24 protein-coding genes and 1 pseudogene are annotated in these 19,394 nt (G+C 65.6%); 11 read left to right on the top strand and 14 right to left on the bottom strand.

Annotation, left to right across the window (positions count from 1 at the left end; translation table 11 throughout):
- The first annotated feature begins 1 nt into the window (after position 1).
- Positions 2–451 (top strand): MarR family winged helix-turn-helix transcriptional regulator, encoded by a 450-nt coding sequence (locus tag AC1DB1_RS13740; protein ID WP_477201187.1) that lies wholly within the window; start codon positions 2–4, stop codon positions 449–451.
- Positions 452–694: 243 nt separating this feature from the next.
- Here AC1DB1_RS13740 and AC1DB1_RS13735 read toward each other — a convergent pair whose 3' ends face one another.
- Positions 695–2,074: an MFS transporter gene (locus tag AC1DB1_RS13735; RefSeq protein ID WP_477201380.1), complete on the bottom strand. Its 1,380-nt coding sequence runs from the start codon at positions 2,072–2,074 to the stop codon at positions 695–697.
- Positions 2,075–2,262: 188 nt separating this feature from the next.
- Between AC1DB1_RS13735 and AC1DB1_RS13730 the strand changes: the two genes are divergently transcribed.
- Positions 2,263–3,171, top strand: a complete 909-nt coding sequence (locus tag AC1DB1_RS13730; RefSeq protein ID WP_477201186.1) for a helix-turn-helix transcriptional regulator — start codon at positions 2,263–2,265, stop codon at positions 3,169–3,171.
- Positions 3,172–3,245: 74 nt separating this feature from the next.
- Positions 3,246–3,794, top strand: a complete 549-nt coding sequence (locus AC1DB1_RS13725) for a hypothetical protein (protein WP_477201185.1) — start codon at positions 3,246–3,248, stop codon at positions 3,792–3,794.
- A 515-nt stretch (positions 3,795–4,309) separates the two neighbouring features.
- On the opposite strand, the gene AC1DB1_RS13720 is transcribed toward AC1DB1_RS13725, so the two are convergent.
- Together AC1DB1_RS13720 and AC1DB1_RS13715 are read right to left on the bottom strand one after the other, a co-directional pair.
- Positions 4,310–4,723 carry a 2Fe-2S iron-sulfur cluster-binding protein gene (locus AC1DB1_RS13720; protein WP_477201184.1) on the bottom strand — a complete coding sequence of 138 codons (414 nt, stop codon included), beginning with the start codon at positions 4,721–4,723 and terminating at the stop codon, positions 4,310–4,312.
- 68 nt (positions 4,724–4,791) lie between these two features.
- Positions 4,792–5,391: a dihydrofolate reductase family protein gene (locus AC1DB1_RS13715; protein WP_477201183.1), complete on the bottom strand. Its 600-nt coding sequence runs from the start codon at positions 5,389–5,391 to the stop codon at positions 4,792–4,794.
- 109 nt (positions 5,392–5,500) lie between these two features.
- Between AC1DB1_RS13715 and AC1DB1_RS13710 the strand changes: the two genes are divergently transcribed.
- On the top strand, positions 5,501–5,989 hold the full coding sequence (locus tag AC1DB1_RS13710) for a winged helix-turn-helix transcriptional regulator (protein ID WP_477201182.1): 489 nt from the start codon (positions 5,501–5,503) through the stop codon (positions 5,987–5,989).
- 117 nt (positions 5,990–6,106) lie between these two features.
- On the opposite strand, the gene AC1DB1_RS13705 is transcribed toward AC1DB1_RS13710, so the two are convergent.
- From AC1DB1_RS13705 to AC1DB1_RS13680, 6 genes are read right to left on the bottom strand one after another with little or no spacing between them, the layout of a single operon-like run.
- Positions 6,107–7,240, bottom strand: a complete 1,134-nt coding sequence (locus tag AC1DB1_RS13705) for a GntR family transcriptional regulator (RefSeq protein ID WP_477201181.1) — start codon at positions 7,238–7,240, stop codon at positions 6,107–6,109.
- A 27-nt stretch (positions 7,241–7,267) separates the two neighbouring features.
- Complete coding sequence (locus tag AC1DB1_RS13700; protein WP_477201180.1) at positions 7,268–8,335, bottom strand: glycoside hydrolase family 76 protein; 1,068 nt, start codon at positions 8,333–8,335, stop codon at positions 7,268–7,270.
- A 43-nt stretch (positions 8,336–8,378) separates the two neighbouring features.
- Positions 8,379–9,635 carry an ABC transporter substrate-binding protein gene (locus AC1DB1_RS13695; protein ID WP_477201179.1) on the bottom strand — a complete coding sequence of 419 codons (1,257 nt, stop codon included), beginning with the start codon at positions 9,633–9,635 and terminating at the stop codon, positions 8,379–8,381.
- Between the two features lie 55 nt (positions 9,636–9,690).
- On the bottom strand, positions 9,691–10,626 hold the full coding sequence (locus tag AC1DB1_RS13690; protein WP_477201178.1) for a carbohydrate ABC transporter permease: 936 nt from the start codon (positions 10,624–10,626) through the stop codon (positions 9,691–9,693).
- The gene (locus AC1DB1_RS13685; protein WP_477201177.1) at positions 10,623–11,618 is read right to left on the bottom strand and encodes a carbohydrate ABC transporter permease; all 996 of its coding nucleotides are present in this window, start codon (positions 11,616–11,618) and stop codon (positions 10,623–10,625) included. The genes AC1DB1_RS13690 and AC1DB1_RS13685 overlap by 4 nt, the downstream gene beginning before the upstream one ends.
- The gene (locus AC1DB1_RS13680; protein ID WP_477201176.1) at positions 11,615–12,922 is read right to left on the bottom strand and encodes a glycoside hydrolase family 125 protein; all 1,308 of its coding nucleotides are present in this window, start codon (positions 12,920–12,922) and stop codon (positions 11,615–11,617) included. Before AC1DB1_RS13680 ends, AC1DB1_RS13685 begins: the two co-directional genes overlap by 4 nt.
- Positions 12,923–13,132: 210 nt before the next feature.
- Between AC1DB1_RS13680 and AC1DB1_RS13675 the strand changes: the two genes are divergently transcribed.
- The 5 genes and pseudogenes from AC1DB1_RS13675 to AC1DB1_RS13655 all read left to right on the top strand — a co-directional run bounded on the left by AC1DB1_RS13675 (position 13,133) and on the right by AC1DB1_RS13655 (position 15,629).
- Complete coding sequence (locus AC1DB1_RS13675) at positions 13,133–14,392, top strand: glycoside hydrolase family 76 protein (protein WP_477201175.1); 1,260 nt, start codon at positions 13,133–13,135, stop codon at positions 14,390–14,392.
- Positions 14,393–14,400: 8 nt separating this feature from the next.
- Entirely contained in the window at positions 14,401–14,808 is a 408-nt protein-coding gene (locus tag AC1DB1_RS13670; RefSeq protein ID WP_477201174.1) for a hypothetical protein, read from the top strand.
- Positions 14,798–15,355, top strand: a complete 558-nt coding sequence (locus AC1DB1_RS13665) for an RNA 2'-phosphotransferase (protein WP_477201173.1) — start codon at positions 14,798–14,800, stop codon at positions 15,353–15,355. Before AC1DB1_RS13670 ends, AC1DB1_RS13665 begins: the two co-directional genes overlap by 11 nt.
- A pseudogene (locus AC1DB1_RS13660) lies at positions 15,250–15,507 on the top strand (aldehyde dehydrogenase family protein); the annotation flags it as partial. The gene AC1DB1_RS13665 and the pseudogene AC1DB1_RS13660, both read left to right, overlap by 106 nt.
- 20 nt (positions 15,508–15,527) lie before the next feature.
- Positions 15,528–15,629, top strand: coding sequence for an aldehyde dehydrogenase family protein (locus AC1DB1_RS13655; RefSeq protein ID WP_477201172.1), 102 nt, complete (start codon positions 15,528–15,530; stop codon positions 15,627–15,629).
- A gap of 37 nt (positions 15,630–15,666) precedes the next feature.
- On the opposite strand, the gene AC1DB1_RS13650 is transcribed toward AC1DB1_RS13655, so the two are convergent.
- The 3 genes from AC1DB1_RS13650 to AC1DB1_RS13640 form a co-directional block, all read right to left on the bottom strand.
- Complete coding sequence (locus AC1DB1_RS13650) at positions 15,667–15,822, bottom strand: hypothetical protein (protein ID WP_477201171.1); 156 nt, start codon at positions 15,820–15,822, stop codon at positions 15,667–15,669.
- Positions 15,823–15,831: 9 nt separating this feature from the next.
- Positions 15,832–16,641: an aquaporin Z gene (aqpZ, locus tag AC1DB1_RS13645; protein WP_477201170.1), complete on the bottom strand. Its 810-nt coding sequence runs from the start codon at positions 16,639–16,641 to the stop codon at positions 15,832–15,834.
- Between the two features lie 132 nt (positions 16,642–16,773).
- Positions 16,774–17,217 (bottom strand): DUF1048 domain-containing protein, encoded by a 444-nt coding sequence (locus AC1DB1_RS13640; RefSeq protein ID WP_477201169.1) that lies wholly within the window; start codon positions 17,215–17,217, stop codon positions 16,774–16,776.
- Positions 17,218–17,373: 156 nt separating this feature from the next.
- Here AC1DB1_RS13640 and AC1DB1_RS13635 point away from each other — a divergent pair, with 156 nt between their 5' ends.
- Positions 17,374–17,913 (top strand): TetR/AcrR family transcriptional regulator, encoded by a 540-nt coding sequence (locus AC1DB1_RS13635; protein WP_477201168.1) that lies wholly within the window; start codon positions 17,374–17,376, stop codon positions 17,911–17,913.
- Positions 17,914–18,076: 163 nt separating this feature from the next.
- On the opposite strand, the gene AC1DB1_RS13630 is transcribed toward AC1DB1_RS13635, so the two are convergent.
- Positions 18,077–18,544 (bottom strand): hypothetical protein, encoded by a 468-nt coding sequence (locus tag AC1DB1_RS13630; protein ID WP_477201167.1) that lies wholly within the window; start codon positions 18,542–18,544, stop codon positions 18,077–18,079.
- A 172-nt stretch (positions 18,545–18,716) separates the two neighbouring features.
- Here AC1DB1_RS13630 and AC1DB1_RS13625 point away from each other — a divergent pair, with 172 nt between their 5' ends.
- Positions 18,717–19,016, top strand: coding sequence for a Dabb family protein (locus tag AC1DB1_RS13625; protein WP_477201166.1), 300 nt, complete (start codon positions 18,717–18,719; stop codon positions 19,014–19,016).
- 70 nt (positions 19,017–19,086) lie between these two features.
- Here the strand turns inward: AC1DB1_RS13625 and AC1DB1_RS13620 are convergent.
- On the bottom strand, positions 19,087–19,394 hold a 308-nt coding region (locus AC1DB1_RS13620), incomplete at its 5' end, for a P-loop nucleotide/nucleoside kinase family protein (RefSeq protein ID WP_477201165.1).

Genomic DNA, 19,394 nt, shown 5'->3' with positions numbered 1-19,394 from the left:
CATGACCGACTTTTTGGACCTGCACGGTGCGACTAATAAATCAGTGCGCGCACTGGCTGACGCCATGCTCCAGCGTCACGGGCTTTATCTCGGTCAGGATCATCTGCTGGCCGCGCTCTGGGAAACGGATGGTCAAACGCCGCGCGAGCTTGCCCGCGGCGCCCACGTCAGCACCCCAGCGATCGTGAAGATGGCGAACCGGATGGTCGCCGCGGGCCTGATCGTGCGTGTTCGCGACGACCATGACAGTCGACTTGTGCGACTGTGGCTCACTGACGCCGGCAGAGAACTGCAACAGCCGGTTGAACTCGGACGCGGGGCGCTCGAAGCCGAACTCTTGGCGCGCCTTACCAATACCGAAAGGGCGCAACTGCTGGCCCTGTTGCGGAAGGTCTATGACTCCGCGACCGCACTGCGGATGCACGCGGACGAGGCGGACCGCTCGGTCTAAATGTGGGCGGACTCGCTGACCTGTGCTTGGACGTCCGGAAACCGAAGCTTGCCATCATGTCGATGCTTCGCGCTCGGCTCGATATCGTTCGGCTCGATCGAGAAGGGTTCCGGCAACGGCCCCGGCACTCCGTCCGCGGAGGAGAAGAAGGAGTGCGTCGCACGCAGGGCCTGTGATCCGTCTCCGACTCGTGCGCGAGTGCACCGGACATTCCGATGCACTCGCTCGCGGGACGGGTTGTGGCTACTGGGAGCGTCGACGGAGGAACAACGCCACAGCGATAGCCGCGGCGATGCAGAGCCCGCCATTGACCCAGATGGCGGCCGATACTCCCGCGAGGACCGATTCCGTGAGCGGCGCGCTGCTGCCCACGACGACGGCGGTGATGACCGCGCTCATGATGGGAGTTCCCAGGGTGATGCCTACCTGCTGGCTCATCGTGGTGAGTCCGGTGACGAGCCCTTGCTCATTCCTGCCCAGGCCGGAGGTGGCGGTGACCATGAACCCGACGATGACCACCAGGTTCGCAATGCCGCCGACGAAGGTCGCTGCGAGCAGCAGCCAGATGGATCCCGGCTGCTCTGACAACAGCACGAGCGGCAGCGTCGCGAGGCCCTGCACGAGGAAGCCGCCGACGATCGCTGCCTTGCTGCCAACCCGCGCGATCACCTTGGGACCGAGCAGACCGCCGATCACGGTCCCGGCGCCGAGCACCGCGAAGGTGAGGCCTGCCGCGAGCGGTGAGTAGCCGAGCACTTTCTGCAGGTACAGGGTGAGCAGGAAGACGAGCGAGGTCTCCGTCGCGAAGGCGAGAAGCCCGGACACGTTGCCCCAGGAGACGTTCGAGCGAGCGAGGATTCCCAGCGGCACGAGGGGGAATGTCGCTTTGCGTTCGACCAGCACGAACGAGGCGAACAGTACGATCGCTGCCGCGAAGGACAGCAGTGTGCTCGGGTCGGTCCACGAGCCTTCCGCCGCTGAGGTGAGCCCGAAGACGAGGGCGAGCAGCCCTAGTGTCACGGTGATCGCCCCCGGAACGTCGAGCTTCGTGCGCTCAGCCGTACGACTTTCTCGGAGCACGATGGGCGCGACGATCAGCACTCCTATGGCGATGGGCACGTTGATGAGAAAGGCCCAGCGCCACGAGAGCAGGTCGGTGAGCAGTCCGCCGAGGATGGCTCCAGTCGTGAAGCCGGCGGCCATGAGCGAGCCGTTCAGTCCCAGTGCTTTGTCCCGTGCTCGCCCCTCCGGGAAGGCGCCCAGGAGAAGCGCGAGCGCTGAGGGCACGACGATGGCCGTGGCGAAACCCTGTGCCACGCGGGCGATCAGGAGCAGTTCCGGCGTCGTGGCCAAGCCGCCGGCGAGTGAACCGATGCCGAGCAGGGCCATGCCGATCACGAACATCCGGCGTCGCCCGGCGAGGTCGGCGACGCGGCCCATCAAGAGGGTGAACCCGGCGGAGCAGAGAGCGAACGCGGTGGCGATCCACTGAAGATTCTCGATCGCGAAGCCGACGTCGGCGCCGATGGTCGGGAGGGCGACGTTCAGGATCGAGAAGTCGACCGCGAGCGTGAAGCTCGCGGTGAGCAGCACGGTCAGAGCGACCCGCTGTCGTCCGGTCATGGCAGGCGGGTTGCCTCCCTTCTGCCTTTCGGAGACGGCGGCTGAGGTTCCGGTGGTGGTCATGCGGTGCCTTCTTTCTGTGATGACGTGGGCAACGATGCCGCTGCGCGGACTTCCCAACCACACCCGCTCGTGCCTAGCACTGACAGGGACAGGCACCATGAGGCGAGAGACAGCAGAATGGTGGGATGACGAGCCTGAGTGAGCTGGGAGAATTTCTCCGCCTGCGACGTGGTGCACTGCAGCCCGAGGACGTCGGGTTGGTGGGCTACGGCATCCGTCGGGTGCCGGGGCTGCGTCGGGAGGAACTCGCGATGCTCGCCGGAGTGAGCTCCACCTACTACACGCGTCTCGAGCAAGGGCTGAGCGTCAACGCCTCCGAGTCGGTGATCGACTCCATCGCCCGGGCGCTGAACCTGACGGCGGATGAGCGCGCGCACCTTTTCGATCTGGCACGACCGCAACCGGCGGGGCGGCGCAAGCCGGCGGTGAGGCCGGATCATGCCAGGCCGGGCACGTTGCGGCTGATCCAGTCCCTGCCGAACACGCCTGCCGTGATCATCGGCAGACGCAGTGAGGTTCTCGGCTGGAACACGCTGGGTCACCGCCTCGTCGCCGGGCATCTCGACATCGACAGTCCGACGCGTCAGCAGGACCGGCCCAACACGACCCGAATGATCTTCCTCGACGGCCACACACGTGAGCTCTACGGGCGCTGGCAAGAGGAAGCGGAAAGGGCGGTGTCGTCGTTGCGTGTTCTCGCTGCCAAGAATCCGGATGACGCGGAACTCACCGCGCTGGTAGGTGAGTTGAGCCTGAAGAGCCCGGAGTTCGGCAAGCTGTGGGCCAAGCATCCCGTCGCGGCCTGCGTCTCGGGCGTCAAGCTCTTCCACCACCCCGATGTCGGCGACTTCGAACTCGCCTTCGAGGTCCTCACCTCGCCCGACGACTCGATGCACCGCCTGCTCATGTTCACCGCCGAGCCCGGATCGGCTGCCGAACAGGCCGTACAGCTCCTGGCTCGAGGGCTCGACGAGCCGGCCACGCCCGCCGGCAGGGACCAGCGCGGGTCTGCTGCGGTGCCCTCGAGCTTCTAGCGGTCGGCCGGCATTATGCGAGTGGGACTCGCATCGGTCGTCGAGTACCGACTGACACACTGAAGGAGCCCAACGTGATTCTGATCGCCATCATCGCGTGCGAGATCGCGTTCTGGGTGGCGATCCTTGCGGGATTGACCGCCCGGTACCTGTTGCGACGCCCGCGCGTCGGGGCAGGGCTGCTCATCGCCGCGCCGCTGATCGACGTGGTACTCCTGGGACTTGTAGCCACGGATCTGGTAGGGGGCGGCGTGGCGTCGTGGCACCACGGGCTGGCAGCCATCTATATCGGAGTGTCGATCGCGTATGGAAAGAGCATGGTCGCATGGGCGGACGTTCGCTTCACCCATCGCTTCGCTGGAGGGCCCGCGCCGGTCCGGCTCGACGGCAGCGAGTACACCGCGAAGTGCTGGCTGGACGTGGTCAGGACCGCCATCGCCGCGGCTATCGCGGTGGCGATACTCGGCGGGCTCACCCTCCTGGTCGATGACCCGCATCGTTCGCAGGCCCTCCAGGCATTCATTCCGATCCTCGGCCTCGTGCTCGGAATCGACATCCTCTGGGCGGTCAGCTACACGGTCTGGCCACGGAAGGCATTGGAGAACGCGACCGATCGGACCTGAACCGACTACCCGGCTGCGAGATCACGTGCCGAGACGACGACCCTGAGCGTCGATGAGGCCGAGTAGATCCCTTCGTAAGCTACGCGTCGCCGGACGGAGGTTCCTGTGAGGAGTTGCCAGTGAATGTCCGTCGGACCGCAAGGACGGCGACACCGCCGCGGAGACGGCGCCCACGCCTGTCCCCAGGGCAAGGCCGACACCCATGTTGCCGAGCGCTGCACCCAGCGACGCCCCGACGGCGAGGCCCTATGCCCATCGGCGCAAACGCATCAGCCCTGTACAGCGGCATCGCCAGCGGCAACGCCCTCGGCGGGGCACTTCTCTTCGCGGGCCCCGCCACGATGTGCGTGGTCGCGGCCGCCGGCGCATTGTTGGCGTTGGTGTGGAATTTCGTGCTGTCGGTCGCGCCGGGCCGATTGCGGAGGCTATCGCGCTCGCCAGTGTCAAGGTGATTCAGGACTTCACACAAGCTGACAGACATTCCGCTGTGTCTTTGCCCGTTCTCAACGCTCGGACTAGAGGTCGAGCACCAGTCGCTCCCCGACGCACCGCGACACGCAGGTCATCATGGTGTCTCCGGCCAACCGCTCCTCCAGCCCGAGCACGGAGTCGCGATGTTCCGGGATTCCCGCCAGCACGCGCACCTCGCAGGTGCCGCACGTGCCCTCGCGGCACGTCGACAACACATTGGCGCCCGCGCGGTTGACCGCGTCCAGCGTGGACTCTCCCGCGGCCACACGCACCGTGGTCCCGCTGCGGCGGAGTTCGACGTCGAACGGTCGATCCGGGAGCGTCGAGACCGCACGGGGCGCGAACCGCTCGACCACCACGCTGTCCGAACGGCCGGCCCGGCGCGCCGACTCCTCGACCGCCAGGAGGAGCTCCTCCGGACCGCAGGCGTAGACGCGTCCACCGGCGGGCAGATGCATCCACACGTCGTCGATGTCGATGCGGAGAACGTGGACATCTTCGAATCCCAGGCCAGTGCCGCGTAGATCTAGCGGCGAGCCGGCCCGTAGGTCATGTGCGTCACGCGTGACGCCTGTCGCACCGAGATCAGCTCGAGCTGCTGCGGAGGTACGCCGTCGAACACGCGCACGCCGGCGCCGAGGATAAACGGCGTCACGTGGAGCCGCAGCTCATCGACGAGCCCTGCGGTCAGGTGGGCGTTGACCGTGCTCGGGCCTCCGACAACCTCGATGTCCCTGGCGCCCGCCGCGGCGCGCGCCAGCTCCAGGGCCGGATGGATGCCGTCGGTGACGAAGTGGAACGTCGTCCCGCCCTCCATCTCGATGGGGTCGTGAGCGTAGTGGGTGAGCACGAACACCGGGCCGTGGAACGGCGGGTTCGGACCCCACCAGCCACGCCACTCGCGATCCCATTCCCCCCGGACCGGGCCGAACATGTTGCGGCCCATGATGAACGCGCCGGCGTCGGCGATCGCGTCGACCTCCGCCTTGTTCTCGCCGTCCTCTTGGAACATCCAGCCGTGCAGCCAGTTCTCATCGATATCGCCGAAGGGCTTCTCCTCCGTCTGATTCAACCCCGTCGCGAAGCCGTCGGCCGTGACCCCGAGATCGCTGTACACCTTGCCCATGATGTGACTCCCTAACTAGTTGTGATCTGCAATTGGTTCTCAAAGTAGCTCAACCAGTTGTAGACTGCAAGTGGTTTCTACGCGCGGTTCACACGACTGGGAGGCAGGCATGGAGCACCGATCCGGCTGTCCGATCAACCTTTCACTGGAGGTGTTCGGCGACAAGTGGTCGCTCATCGTCATCCGGGACATGATGTTCGGGAACCGGCGGCACTTCAACGAGCTGCTCGCGAACTCCGACGAGGGCATCGCATCCAACATTCTCGCCGACCGGCTGCAGCGGCTCGTCGACCTCGGCATGATCTCCAGGGCACCCGATCCCAGCCACAAGCAGAAGGTCATCTACAGTCTCACCGAGCCGGCGATTCAGCTCGTCCCGGTGCTGGCGCACCTCGGCGCTTGGGGCGTGCGCCATCTGCCTGCCAGTCGGGAGCTGTCCGTGCGTGCTGAGTTGCTCGAGCAGGGCGGCCCCGAGTTTTGGGACAGGTTCATGGATGAGCTGCGCGAGCAGCACCTGGGCATCCCCCGGCCGGCCGGGGTGCCCTCGGCCTTCGACGAACTCCGTGCCGCGTTCGAGGCAGAGCTCGCCCACTCCTGACGAGCGGAGCCTCACGCCGATCAGGGAACGTCGAGAAGTCGAAGCGCCGTCACGACGCAGCCGCTACCTCCGGTACGAGCTCGAGCTGGAGCTCGGCGCCAAGCCCACGAGAACAAATCAACCAGTGGCTCGCGCTTTCACAAAAGCGGTCGTCCGATCCCGCCGGGGGGCGGTCGACTCCCCGAGCACCAGCTCGGTGGTCAATGACACCTTCTGCACGGGGACGGGCCCGGCGAGCTGATCGACAACGAGTCGCAGGGCCTCCGCGCCCATCGCCGCCTGCTGCTGACGGATGCTGCTGAAGTGGAACGAGGCGGGCGCGTAGAAGGTGTCGGGCTGATCGAAGGACACGATCGACGCATCCCCGGGCACCGTTCGCCCCTCCTGCTCCAGCGCTGCCCGCAGCAGCACGGCGATGTTGTGCTCGGTCGCCACGAATGCGGTGAGCTCCGGGTGCTCGGAGAGGAACACCCGCAGGGCGGCCACGTCCTGTTCCGCCGGCACGTCGCTGCCGGGCACCGTCGACTCCATGAGCCGGTACTCGGCCTCGGGGCGGTGGGGGATGTGCGCGGCGGCGTGGGCGTGTACGAACCCCTCTCGGCGGTCCTCTGCCGCGGAGACCTTGCTCGACGAGGTCACCAGGCCGAGCCTGGTGTGCCCGAGGGTGATCAGGTACTCGGCGGCCGTCTTGGCCGCGCCGACGTTGTCGGAGCAGACGCTGGACACCGGCACGCCTTCGAACACCCGGTCGAGGATCGCGAGCGGGAAGGCCCGCATGATCAGTTCGAAGATCGCCGGCGGCGCGAACTCCGATGAGCTCGGCTCCAGGATGAGCCCCTGCACACCGCTCGCCACGAGTTCCCGGATCAGCCGCTCCTCCACGACGGGATCGCCGAGGCTGCGTTTGAGCACCACGTTCGCCGGCGTCTCGGTGTCGAGTAGGGCGCCGATGATGTGCGACCCGAACGTATCGTCGAAGTTGGTGACGATGCAGCCGATCAGCGGCTTGGGGGTCTCGCTCGCCCCCGTGGTGGGAACGTCGCTGACGACGAAGGTCCCGCGCCGAGGCTTGCGGTCGATGTAGCCCTCGTCCCGCAGCAGGTCGAGCGCGCGCTTGAGCGTGATCGTGCTGACCTCGTGCTCGGCGAGCAGCTCCGCCTCGGAGGGGAGCCGCTCGCCGACCGGGTAGTCGTGGTTGCGTATCTGCTCCCGGATCCGGTCGTAGACCTGCTGGTAGAGGGAGTCACGCATACGCTCAGGCTATATGAATATATGGAATCAGGACCGGGCCGCCGGAACCCGCGTCTCGACCCGCGCGCGCACCTCGAGCGCCAGGATCGCGCTGAGCTCGGTCGAGTACGCGATCGGCCCGCTCGGTGCGACGCTCCAGTCGTTCCCGGCGAGGAGGAGGTCGCCGTCCAGGCTCGTTGCGACGAGCGCATCCGTGCTCGTCTCGATGAGCCCGCGGATGCGCGCCGCCTGGTCGGAGTCGTCCGGCAGCTCTCGGAGGAGCAGCTCCGCATACCGGTAGAAGATCCCCTTGAACAGCCCCTCGTCGCCGCCATCACCCTCGGCACGGAACACGCCGTCGGTGCTGAGCTCGTCGATCGCGGTCACCGCCGTGCGCGCCGCGCGGTCCAGGTAGGAGGAGTCCCCGGTGCGGTGGTAGAGCTCGACCGCCGCACCGATGTAGAGGCCCTGGTTGTAGGTGAACCGCCACTGGGTGTCGATGCGCCCGTTCTCCTCGCGGTTGATGCCGTCTTCGACGAACCCGTTCGACGGGTCGACGAGGGTGCGTTCGATCCAGTCGAACGCGGCAAGCGCCACGGGGAGGTAGCGGGCGTCGCCGGCGCGCTCCGCGAGCCGGCAGGAGACGATGGCGAACGGGCCGTTGGCAGGGGTGTTCTTGTAGTAGAGCTGTTGCTTGCGCCAGGCAAGGCTCTGCCCCAACGTGTCGTTCCAGCCGAACGCGCGCACGTGCTCCCAGATCGCGACGGCGTCGGCGAGGTACCCCGAGTCGCCCGTCGCATCCGCGAGGCGAACGATGGCGATCGCGTACCAGAGCATGTCGTCGAAGTAGTCGTTGAAGAGCGACCCGTTGCGGTCGATGATGTTCCGGTACGCGGCGACCGCCGCATCGAGCCAGCCCTGGTCGCCCGTGCGTTCGTACGCGTCGAGCCTCGCCTCGATCACGTGCGCGAGCCACCAGTAGTTGAACGTCTCGTTCCCTCCGGGGGCGTCGGGGTACGAGTTGTTCAAGAACTGCGGTTCCGCCGTTCCGTAGAAGTGGGTGAGGCTGTGCTGGGCGATGTCCGCCCGGGCGGACCAGAGGCTGTCGGTGGTCATGGTGTCCGTTCTCGATGGGTTGTCGTCGGCGGTGCGCCGGGCGTCAGCGGTTCTGGGCGAGGATCTGGTCGCCCTGCTCCTGCGCCTGAGCGAGTGCGTCCTTCGCGCTCAGCTCGCCGGACATGAACTTCTGGAGCGCGGGGATGAGCGCCTTGCCCTCCACATCCGAGTAGCCGGCGACGGTCGGACGGATCTTCGCGTAGGAGAGCGCCTTGACGATGGCGGCGTAGTGCGGGTCGGCGGTGAAGAACTCGTTGCTCGCGGCCTCCTTGTTCGCGGGGACCCATCCGGCGATCTTGCCGAACGACACCCCGTTGGCGGGCTGCGTCGCCCACCACTTCATGAACGCCCAGGCACCGTCGACGTTCTTGGCGCCCTTCGGCACCACGAGACCGAAGCCGCCGGTGACGGCACCCTTGTCGCCGTCGGGACCGGCGAGAGGCTCGGCGACCCCGTAGTCGAGCCCGTCGACTCCGTTGTAGGTGGAGATGTCCCACGGTCCGTCGTACTTCATCGCCGCCTTGTTCGCTGCGAACGGGTCGGTGCCGGCGCCGAAGCCCTGCTGGAAGACCTTCTCCTGCTGCAGCGACTTCCAGAAGTCGAGCACCTCGAGACCCTTCTCGTTGTTGAAGTTCGTCTTCGACTCGTCCTTGTTCAGCATCGTGCCGCCCGCCTGCTGCAGCCACATGTTGAACAGTCCGGGGTCGTCGAGCATGAACCCGGCGACGGTGGTCTTCCCGCCCTCGACCGTGGTGACCTTCTGAGCGACGTTCTTGAGCTCGTCCCAGGTGGTCGGCACGCTCACGCCGGCCTTGTCGAGGATCTTCTTGTTGTAGAACAGCGAACGGTTGTCGACCAGGATCGGGAGGCCGTAGACCTTCTTGTCGACTGTCATCTCCGCGGTCGGCTCGGAGTAGAACTGGTCGAGGTCGACGCTGTCCTTCTCCACGAGGTCGTCGATGCTCTGCAGCGCGCCCTTCGACACGTAGAGCGATGTCTGACCGCGATCCCAGAGCACGACATCCGGAACCTGGCCGCTCGCCTCACCGGTGAGGAGCTTCTGCTCCACCAGGTTCTGAGCCGCGTAGGTGACCTTGTACTGGCTCTGGTCGTTGTTGAACGCTGCGACCTGCTTGTTGATCTGGGCGACCTGCTCGGCGGAGCTCCAGGAGCCCCAGAAGGTGACGTCCTTGGTGCCGCCGGATGCGGATGAACCGGCTCCGGCCGAGCAGGCGCTCAAGCCCAGGGCGGCGACGAGCGCCAGGGTTGCGGCTGCGGCGCCGCGACGGGAGATCTTCATCGATTTCTCTTTCGTTGGGTGGTTGCGATGCGGATAACAGTGGTGTGGGTGGAGATCATTTGCTCGCCGTGTGTGCGACGCCCTGCACGATCCAGCGTTGGGCGAAGACGAAGACGATGAGCACGGGAACGGTGGAGACGATGGTCCCGGCCATGAGGGGTCCGTAGTCGGTCTGGTGGTCGCTGACGAACGACGACAGTCCCACCTGGACCGTGAGGAGGCTCGGATCGCTGAGGACGATGAGCGGCCAGAGAAAGCTGTTCCAGCCCGCCTGGAACGTCAGCACGCCCAGGACCGCGAGCCCCGCCGTCGCCATCGGCAGGTAGACCTGGCGGAAGATGCGGAACTCGCTCGCGCCGTCGATGCGGGCGGCCTCCCCGAGCTCGTCCGGCAGCGCCTCGAACACCTGCTTCATGAAGAACACGGCGAACGGACCGGCGGCGAACGGGATGATGATCGCCCAGTACGTGTTGATGAAGCCGACGCCGCCCTGCCCGAAGAGGTCGTTGCCTCCCGCGAGCGGGAAGTAGCGCAGCACCAGGAACGTCGGGATCATCGTGACGATCGTGGGGATCATCATCGACCCGAGGAACATGCTGAACACCACCCGACGGCCGCGGAAGCGGAACTTGGCGAGCGCGTATCCGGCGAGGCCGCCGAAGAACAGGTTCGTCGCCGTTCCGATGAACGCGAGCAGGAACGAGTTGAACATGTAGCGGGCGAACGGCGTCTGCGAGAAGACGGCGACGTAGTTGCCGATCGTCGGAGCGCTGGGGATGAGGTTGAGGTACCCCGACAGGATCTCCCCCGCGGGCTTCAGCGAGGTCGAGATGGTCCAGATCAGCGGCATCACCGTGACGATGCTGACGAGCACGACGGCGATGTACCAGACGATGCGGCCGGCGATCCGCCGCGGCGACCGCTTGCGCCGGGCAGCAGTGGCGGCGACCCGCGAGCCGGAGGAGGCGGCGGTCGAGACGGATGCGCTCATGCGCGGGCTCCCTTCGGATTCGAGATCCGCGCATTGACGATGGAGAACACGAGGATGATCAGGAACAGCACGAACGAGATCGCGGACGCGTAGCCCATCTTCAGCGCGCCGAAGCCCTCGTTGTAGATCAGGTAGACGAGGGTCAGCGTCGAGTTGCCCGGACCGCCCTTGGTGAGCACGTACGCCTGGTCGAACACCTGGAACGCCCCGATGATGAGCAGCGTCGTCACCAGCAGCGTGGTGCGGGAGATGCCGGGGAGGGTGACGTGCCAGAACGCCTGCCAGGCGTTGGCGCCGTCGAGCCGCGCGGCCTCGTGCAGATCGGGCGATACACCCTGCAGCCCGCCGAGGAAGATGATCATGTTCGCGCCGAACCCGGCCCACACGCTCATCATGACGATGGCGAGCATCGCCCACTTCGAGTCGTAGAGCCAGGCCGGGCCGTCGATTCCGAACCAGGAGAGGACGACGTTGAAGATTCCGTACTGCGGGTTCAGAAGCCAGAACCAGATCGACGCCGTCGCGACGGTGGACGACACCACGGGGATGTAGAACAGGGTGCGGAAGATTCGGGCGGCTCGTGTGCTGCGGTTGAGCAGCAGTGCGGTGGCGAGAGCGACCACGAGACCGAGCGGCACGTAGAGCACGGTGTAGAAGGCCGTGTTCCGCAGCGCGATCCAGAAGAAAGGGTCGTTGACGAGTTGCACGTAGTTGTCGATCCCGGTCCACGAGAGCGAACCGAGCACGGAGTAGTCGCTGAAGCTCAGCACCAGGGCGGTCACGATCGGGATCGCGAGGAACGCCACGAACAGCACGATCGGGATCGCGAGGAAGACCCACGCGTTGATGGTCTGCTGCCGGGCCGTTCCGGATACGCCCCGCCCGCTGCGGCGCTTGCCCCGCCGGGCCGGACCGCCGCCGGGTATGCCCCCGCCGACCCGTTCCGGTTGTGAGACCACCGCTGCCTCCGGCGCGTGCAGCAGGGCGCTCACCGGTCCGCTCCGACCGGCTGCGGTTGACGGATGAGGGTGCGCAGCCCGGCGACGTCGAGCACCAGTTCGCAGAACATCGCGTTCGCCCAGGAGAACCACTCTCGGGTGAAGACCGTCGGATCGTCCTTGTGGAACGACTCGTGCATGAAGCCGGTTCCGGCATCCGTGCGCAGCAGGGTGTCGAGCACGTCCCGCTTCTCGTCTGTGGTCAGCGCCGTGAGGCCCTGGATAGCCAGGCCGATCGGCCAGATCGTGTCCGGCGGCGTGTGCGGGCTGCCGAGACCGGTCGCCGCGGTGCCCCGCGCGAAGTACGGATTCTGGTCGCTCAGCACGAACGCGCGGGTCGCAAGGTACAGCGGATCGTCTGCGGCGCACCATCCGACGATCGGGAGGGAGAGCAGGCTCGGCACGTTCGAGTCGTCCATGCGCACATCCGCGCCGAGACCATCGATCTCGTACGCGAGTATCGCTCTGCCGGTGGCGTCGGTGACGATCGCCTCCGAACGGATCGTGTCGTCGATGCGCTCGGCGAGATCCTCGGCCTCGGCCGCGAGGCCGGGCTCGTCGAGCACGTCACGCGCGAGCTCGGCGGCCATCGTCAGCGCGACGACCGCGAAAGCGTTTCCGGGGATGTTGTAGCCGAGCTCGCACGCGTCGTCGCTCGGACGGAACGCGCTCCAGCTGAGGCCGTTGGGGGCGACGAGGGAACCGCGACCGTCGCGCACGAGAGTGTCGGAGGGCGGGCAGTCGGTGCGCTGAAACCGGTACGGGGACGCGGCCTCGTGGTCCTGCTCGGTGCGGATCACGCGGATCGCCGCCGTGAGAGCGGCCGCGAATTCACCGAGGTGGTCGGTGCGGCCCGTGGCGCGCCAGAGGTCGTGCGCGAGCTGCAGGGGGTAGCAGAGCGAGTCGATCTCGTACTTGCGCTCCCAGACCCAGCCGCTCTGCTCGGTGAGGTCGTCGCTGTGGCCGTTGCCGTTGTCGAATCGGTTGAATGCATTGGCGTACGGGTCGAGCAGGATGCACGCCAACTGCCGGCGCGACACGGCAGCGACGGTGTCGGCGAGCAGGTCGTCGTCGGCCAGGAAGTGCAGATACGGGGCCAGCTGAGCCGTCGAGTCACGCAGCCACATTGCGGGGATGTCTCCCGTGACCACGAACGCGGTCCCGTCGGGCGCCGTCCCGACGGCCGACTCCAGCGTGTCGACGAAGCACCGCTCGAAGACCTCCGCCACGGCGGGGCCGATGCGCTCGCGCACCTCGCGGGTGACGCGGTCGACGGTCTCGGCACGGACGTGTCGCATGTGGGGCTCCATTGCTCTGGGGGTGATTCGAGTGCGGTAGTCATCATATTCACATGTTCGAAACCGAATCAATATGGTTAATAGAACTAATCTCGAATTAATGGTTGACGGGGCTGCCAAAGCCTTCGTAGAGTCCACATGGATCGGTTCCGATCCGACTCACCGTCGAGCAACCCGACTCCGCGCTCGGCCCATCCGACAGGAGTTCGCATGACCACGCGCACACGCATCCGAGGCGGACTGGCGGCCGTCGCCGCAGTCGCCACCCTGGCGACTGCGGTGGTGGCCCAACCCGCGGCCGCACTCACCACGTCCCAGGCCGATGACGCGTACCAGTCCTTCGTCAGCCAGTACTGGGACGCGTCGAAGAACTACTTCTACACATATAGCGATCACGTCGCGCACAGCGAGCATGCCGTCGGACCCGACGGCGGCGTATACACGGACTACTGGTGGGAAGCCCAGCTCTGGGAGATGGTGATGGACCGCTACGAGCGGACCCACGACTCCGCATCCCGCGCGATGATCGACGACGTCTTCGACGGGTTCCAGGCCGCGTATCCGACCCCGACCGACAACGACTGGAACGACGACATCGGATGGTGGGCACGGGGAAGCATCCGCGCCTACGAGCTCACCGGCGAGAGCCGTTACCTCACCGAGGCCGAGACGTTGTTCTCGTATGTCTCCGGCTACGAGGACACGAAATACGGCGGCGGCATCTGGTGGAAGAACGTCGACGTCGGCGACGGGTCGAAGAATGAGAAGAACGTCGCCACGAACGGGACGGCGATCTACACGGCGCTGCGGCTCTACGCGGCGACGGGCACGCAGAGCTACCTCGACACCGCTAACCGGCTGTTCACCTGGCTGGACACGAACTTCGACCGCAACGGGCACCTCCGCGACCACGTGTCGGGCACGGGGACGTACACCGACTACGACTGGACGTACAACCAGGGCGACTATGCCGGTGCCGCGCTCCAGATGTATCTCGTCACCCACGACGCCGCATACCTGAGCAAGGCGACAGCGGCGGTCGACTGGGCGATCGCCAACCTCACCGATTCCGGTACCTTCCGCAACGAGGGCTCGGACGACACGGCCGGGTTCAAGGCGATCCTGACCCGAAACATCCGGGCCCTCATCGACGAGGCCGGGCAGACGGAGTACGAGTCTGTCCTCACGGCGAACGCCTCTCAGGCCGTGCAGCACGTGAACGCGTCCGGCATCGGCGGCGGCGACTGGACGGCGCCGACTCCCGCGCTCGGAACAGCCGCCGTGCAGAGCCTCGCCGCGGGAGCGACGGCGGCCATCGCCCAGCAGGCGGTCCCGGACGGCTCGTCGGCGATCGTCGAAGGATCGGGGGTCTACGAGGCGGAGAACGTCGACCAGTCGGGAGTCGGGAACGAGAGCTCGAACGCGATGTATATTCGAGGAGTCTCTTTGGAAATGTGCGTGGAGCGGTAGGAGAGTGAATGTCCTCGCCTGAAAGCGCGCGTGGCATAAGGAAGCGTTTTCTGTTTGACGTGCCCGGCGACTTTGATGACACGGCCGGTGTGCCAAGTCTCGTGAGAACGGGGCCCGACGTGGAGCTCCGTGTGACATATCGGCGAGCAGGTGGCGAGTACCTCGGGGTTTTCCGTTTCGAGTGGGCGCGAGGTATTCAGTTCACGGCAGAACCCGTCGCGAAGGCGTTTCAAGTAAATGAGAGCTATGGCCTCCTCACGGAGGTCGAGAATTCGGATTGGATCGCCGGGCTACTGGACGGGAAGCTCGCGAGCCACCTCGACCTCAATCACTTCTTAATCTATATTCCGGACGATGGGTGCTATGAGTTCGCCGCGGAGTCGTGGTCGTACGAGGAACGCACCTTTGGCGACTGACGCTGAGATAAGTCGGGAGATCTCGCGCGCGTTGCGTCATGCCCCGAACGATTACGCCCTTGAGATGGGAGTCGATGGGTGGGTCGACGTGGATGCTCTCGTGCGCGCTCTCGAATCCATGGGTTATCAGGATGTCGACGAAATTCGACTTCGCCGGGTGGTCGAACAGGCGTCGAAGAAGCGCCATGAAATCGACGGTAGCCGCATCAGAGCCGCGTACGGTCACTCGGCGACTTTTCACGTTCGGCTGACACCGGAGGAACCCCCGGCTTTTCTGTTTCACGGCACCGCCAGCTCGAGCGTCGAAGGCATCCTTCGAGACGGTTTGAAGCCCATGCGGCGCCAATTCGTCCATCATTCGGACGACCGCGACACTGCTACCACAGTTGCAGCCAGACACGGCGGGGAGCCCGTGTTGTTAGTGGTTGAGGCAAAGGCCGCGTGGGCGCACGGAATTCGCTTTCAGCGGCGGGAAGCACATGTGTGGATATCGGATCCCGTACCAGCCGCGTACATCCAAAGAGCCTCCGGGAGTGGGCGGGTCTGAATAGCTGGTCGACAGACCTCGAGGAAGCGGGACTGCCCGCTGGGGTGATGAGCGTGACCGTCGGCAGCGGCGAGCTCATCGGAACGGCAATGGCGGCGCACGCGACACTTCGGTTGGTTTCGTCCACGGGCTCAACCGAAGTAGGTATAAAGACCTCAGAGACGCCGGCATCATGGAACTGGGCGGCAGCGCGCGCATGGCCGTTCTGGACGACGCTGATCTCGACTACGCCGCGGAGGCCGCTGCCTTCGGGGCCTTCTTCAATTCAAGTTAGATCCGCATGAACGCCAACGTTTAATCCGTCGAGGACTCTAGACCTCGGAATGTAAGCCCGTCGCCTCATTGGTCCAGCCCTCTTCGCCCAGGAATCCTGGAATGGCACGCGCGCGCTGGGCGATCTCGTCGTTCAAATGATGGAAGTCGTCGTCGTACGCCTTTGCCTCGAATATGAAAGTCGACGTCCGCATGTGCGCTCCCTACCGTGCGGCGGAGGACAGATCCCGCTGAGGACGCGAGCGATCGAACAGGAGCTTGAACGTGGAGCCGGCGATCAATGCCCCGACGATCGGCGCCACAATCGACAGCCATACTTGGGCGAGTGCGGTCGGGCCACCATAGATTGCGGTCGCGATCGAGCGCGCCGGATTGAACGACGCGTTGGACACAGGGATCGCGATCAAGGCGAGCATGGTCAGAGTCAAACCGATGGCGAGCGGCGCGAATCCGTCAGCGGCGCGGGTGCTCGTCACGCCGAGGATCACGTAGACGAAAACGGCCGTGGTGATGATCTCGACCAACAGCGCGGACAACAGTGGGAAGCCGCCCGGCGAAAGCTCCCCCCAGCCGGTAGAAGCGAACCCGCCGCTCATCGCCTTGTCGAGGAACCCATCCGGACCTCCGGCGGCGATCGCGACCAGCAGGGTCGTCGCCAGGGCCCCGCCGACGATCTGGGCAAGAATGTAACCGATCACGTCGCGCCACGCGAACCGTCCGCCAACGGCCAGACCGAGCGTCACCGCCGGGTTGAAATGTCCACCCGACACCGGGCCGAACGCGTAAGCGCCGACGACGACACTCAATCCGAGCGCTAGTGCGACCCCCAAGAAACCCACGTTGAGGCCGCCTTCGCCGTCGGCGAAGCCGGCTGCGTAAAGCGCCGTGCCGACCACTCCGAAGACCAGGACGAAGGTGCCCGCCACTTCTGCAGCGAGCCGGGAGAACAACGAGGGTGCGACCGGCGCGACCGGTTGGGGCGAAACTGTGGCATCGGAAACTGATTCAGACATTTTCCACTCCTGAACTGACGAGATAGACAGCGAAGGTTGGTGTCAATATACCGAAGAGGCTTCACCTCGCGGGCCGCACAGCGCGAGAAAGTGAGCTCGCCCTTATGCTGTGGGCTGGCTCAGTCGACGGACCTAAGGCAGGGCATCCGGGCTACGGAGATCGTGTCGCGATCGGACCAGGACCCCGGCAATGATCTCGTCGATGGTCGCCGACAGTCTGTTTCGCTCCTCCGCGATCGACTGCCCGTCGGCATAGTTGGCGAGAAGTTGCTCGGCGAATTCGACGGGATCCTCGCCTACGATCTCCCGGATCGGAACGTTGTTCCACGCACTCTGCTCGAAGAGGTCGACGAGGTCGTTCAGCAGTCGCTCGAGGGGCTCCGCAACAGTGAACGCCCCGCGGTGGACGAGGTAGCGCTCAACCGCGTCGACTGCCGCGCGGTGATCCGGGCTCAGCCGAAGCTTGCGAATCACGTACCCGTCGTTCGGGCGCGTCTCCTGCGATGGGTCGGACACCGAGGCGCCCTTCAATGTCGCCAATCTCATTGCTGATCCTCCTGTGAGTTCCTCGCGCACGAGTCGTTGCAATCGAGCAGACGACACGGAACGTGTCGTGTTGTTGTAAGGTAGCAGTTCGTGTCCTGGAGACGCAACACGACACGTAGCGTGTAGATTGCGAGGATGGCGAGTACACCTGATCCGGCCCGGCGGAGCGAACGCGCGCGCCTTGCGGTGCTCGATGCCGCGTTGGCCGTGTGCCGCGACAACGGTTTCGCTCAGCTCACCATTGAGGCGATCGCTGAGCGCGCCGGGGTCAGTAAGAAGACCATCTACCGCTGGTGGCCGTCGAAGGGCGCTGTGCTCTTGGACGCCGTGGCCGACTCGGCGACAACGCTCGTGACGTACGAAGACACCGGAGACCTGGCCCGCGACATGTGCGCCCAGCTCAACTCTGTCGTCGCAATGCTCACCCCGCAGGAGACCTCTCCTCTCGCCGCGGTCATCGCAGAGGCGCAGCGCGAGCCCGCGCTTGCACGGGCCCTGCGCGATCAGATGCGCCCACGGATCGAGGGATTCGAGGAACGATTGCGCCGCGCTCAACACGCGGGAGATCTGCCCGCGCACGCCGACCTCGGCGTTGCCTTGGACCTCTTTTACGGCCCCATCTACCACCGCCTAGCGTTCCATTTCGGTATGCCGGACGAGGAAGAGATCCGCGTCCGGGTCGACCATGTGATCGCCGCCCTCCGCACCGCCGGTCCTGCCCGCTGAGAAGGCCGCACTGGTGCCACCCGCGGGACCGCTGATTTAACGTGGGTCGCAACACGTAGAAGCGACGCGTCACGCGTGATGCACCATCAGCATTCGCACTGAAAGGGTGTCGAGCGTCGCCCATTCAATCGCCAGTTCGAGGAGTCCTTGGAACGTCCCCGCGCTAGTTGCCGCCGATAGGAACAGCGCGTTCTTCAAAGCTCAGCATGACAGCGCCCTCGGCAGGAATCGTGCAGCCTTTCGCAATGAGCCACGGAACGAGATCCGGCTGATCGTCGGGCGCGTCAATGCGCCGGCCGTCGACGATGATGCCGTCCTTCCGTGCGAGCGACAGGCCAGGCGGGTTCACCGGTCCCTCGTAGCTGAGCTTGCTGAAACGATCGACGACAACATCCCAGGAATCCGCGCCATTGAGGACGATGAGCCGCGTGAATCCTCTCTGAAACTCGATCGATCCGCCCGCCACGTTGCAGGACATCGTCGAGATCGACGCCGGGTCGAACTCTTTGATCGCAGAGTTGAGGTTGCCGCGCCGCTCGCGTTCGATCTGTGGCCCGGCCGAACACGCGGTCAGCACCACGAGTGCCGCGCAGGCCGCAACGAGGCCAGCCGATCGCCGCTGCCGTCGCATGCTTCCCCCTTGCGCCCTGATCACAGGCTAAAGGCGCGATTCGATGGACCCAACCCCCGCAATCATGGGTCGCGCCACGACGAGCCGATGCGTCACGCGTGCCGCTAACATGGCTCACCAGACTGAAGGGGACTCGAGCGTCGCCCATTCAGCCGGACGAGAGGACCCAGGTGTGACCGTCACCCACGTTGTACTGGTGCAGTGGAACGACCAGGTGGATCCAGCCGAGATCGACTGGATCCGCACCTACACTCAAACGCTGGAGAGCAGCATTCCGGGCATCCGCAGCGTCGTCGACGGCCCGAGCATGAGTCCGGAGAACCTCGAGGCCGGGTACGACTACGGGCTGGTCATCGTCTTCGCAGATGCCCTTTCGCGAGACGTGTACCTGACCCACCCCGCCCACATGCCACTGGCCGAGGCCCTGCAACGGACCTCGTCACGCATAGCCGTGTTCGACATCGAGGACTGACAGCAACCCATGCGATCGTCAGGCTGCCGGAAACCCTAGATGGCGAGCTCGGGCCGGCCGTCAAACGCCCTCAGTGGTGCACGACAAACTGGTCGAAGAGCGAGAACTCGGCCTGATCGGGTCGTTGGAACCGCAGCCGGGAATCCTCGAGTAGTTCCCGCGTGATCGGAACAGTGCCGTAGGGCGGATTGGCGTTGCGGGTTTCGAGGCGACGCCAGAGTTCCTCGAGCGGGACATCGAAGTAGTGCAGCTCGGTGCCGGCGCCGAGCCGCTCGGCGATGCGGCGGATCTCATCGCGCTCGTCGCGCTGCCACGTCCCGTCTTCGAGGATGACGCTCAGTCCGCGCTCGACAAGCTGTGCCCAGAGACGGTCCAGGC

It is taken from the genome of Leifsonia sp. 10N434 (genome assembly GCF_056394405.1).
The sequence above is the reverse complement of the archived record's forward strand: the minus strand, read 5'-3'. Positions and strand labels throughout refer to the sequence as shown.

Excerpts from the sequence above, each read along its gene's own strand:
- AC1DB1_RS13730 (WP_477201186.1), top strand. The coding sequence starts at position 2,263 with ATGACGAGCCTGAGTGAGCTGGGAGAATTTCTCCGCCTGCGACGTGGT.
- AC1DB1_RS13720 (WP_477201184.1), bottom strand. The coding sequence starts at position 4,723 with ATGCATCTGCCCGCCGGTGGACGCGTCTACGCCTGCGGTCCGGAGGAG.
- AC1DB1_RS13695 (WP_477201179.1), bottom strand. The coding sequence starts at position 9,635 with ATGAAGATCTCCCGTCGCGGCGCCGCAGCCGCAACCCTGGCGCTCGTC.
- AC1DB1_RS13670 (WP_477201174.1), top strand. The coding sequence starts at position 14,401 with ATGTCCTCGCCTGAAAGCGCGCGTGGCATAAGGAAGCGTTTTCTGTTT.
- AC1DB1_RS13690 (WP_477201178.1), bottom strand. The coding sequence starts at position 10,626 with ATGAGCGCATCCGTCTCGACCGCCGCCTCCTCCGGCTCGCGGGTCGCC.
- AC1DB1_RS13655 (WP_477201172.1), top strand. The coding sequence starts at position 15,528 with ATGGAACTGGGCGGCAGCGCGCGCATGGCCGTTCTGGACGACGCTGAT.
- AC1DB1_RS13700 (WP_477201180.1), bottom strand. The coding sequence starts at position 8,335 with ATGACCACCGACAGCCTCTGGTCCGCCCGGGCGGACATCGCCCAGCAC.
- AC1DB1_RS13740 (WP_477201187.1), top strand. The coding sequence starts at position 2 with ATGACCGACTTTTTGGACCTGCACGGTGCGACTAATAAATCAGTGCGC.
- AC1DB1_RS13675 (WP_477201175.1), top strand. The coding sequence starts at position 13,133 with ATGACCACGCGCACACGCATCCGAGGCGGACTGGCGGCCGTCGCCGCA.
- AC1DB1_RS13710 (WP_477201182.1), top strand. The coding sequence starts at position 5,501 with ATGGAGCACCGATCCGGCTGTCCGATCAACCTTTCACTGGAGGTGTTC.
- aqpZ (WP_477201170.1), bottom strand. The coding sequence starts at position 16,641 with ATGTCTGAATCAGTTTCCGATGCCACAGTTTCGCCCCAACCGGTCGCG.
- AC1DB1_RS13715 (WP_477201183.1), bottom strand. The coding sequence starts at position 5,391 with ATGGGCAAGGTGTACAGCGATCTCGGGGTCACGGCCGACGGCTTCGCG.
- AC1DB1_RS13650 (WP_477201171.1), bottom strand. The coding sequence starts at position 15,822 with ATGCGGACGTCGACTTTCATATTCGAGGCAAAGGCGTACGACGACGAC.
- AC1DB1_RS13680 (WP_477201176.1), bottom strand. The coding sequence starts at position 12,922 with ATGCGACACGTCCGTGCCGAGACCGTCGACCGCGTCACCCGCGAGGTG.
- AC1DB1_RS13630 (WP_477201167.1), bottom strand. The coding sequence starts at position 18,544 with ATGCGACGGCAGCGGCGATCGGCTGGCCTCGTTGCGGCCTGCGCGGCA.
- AC1DB1_RS13735 (WP_477201380.1), bottom strand. The coding sequence starts at position 2,074 with ATGACCGGACGACAGCGGGTCGCTCTGACCGTGCTGCTCACCGCGAGC.
- AC1DB1_RS13705 (WP_477201181.1), bottom strand. The coding sequence starts at position 7,240 with ATGCGTGACTCCCTCTACCAGCAGGTCTACGACCGGATCCGGGAGCAG.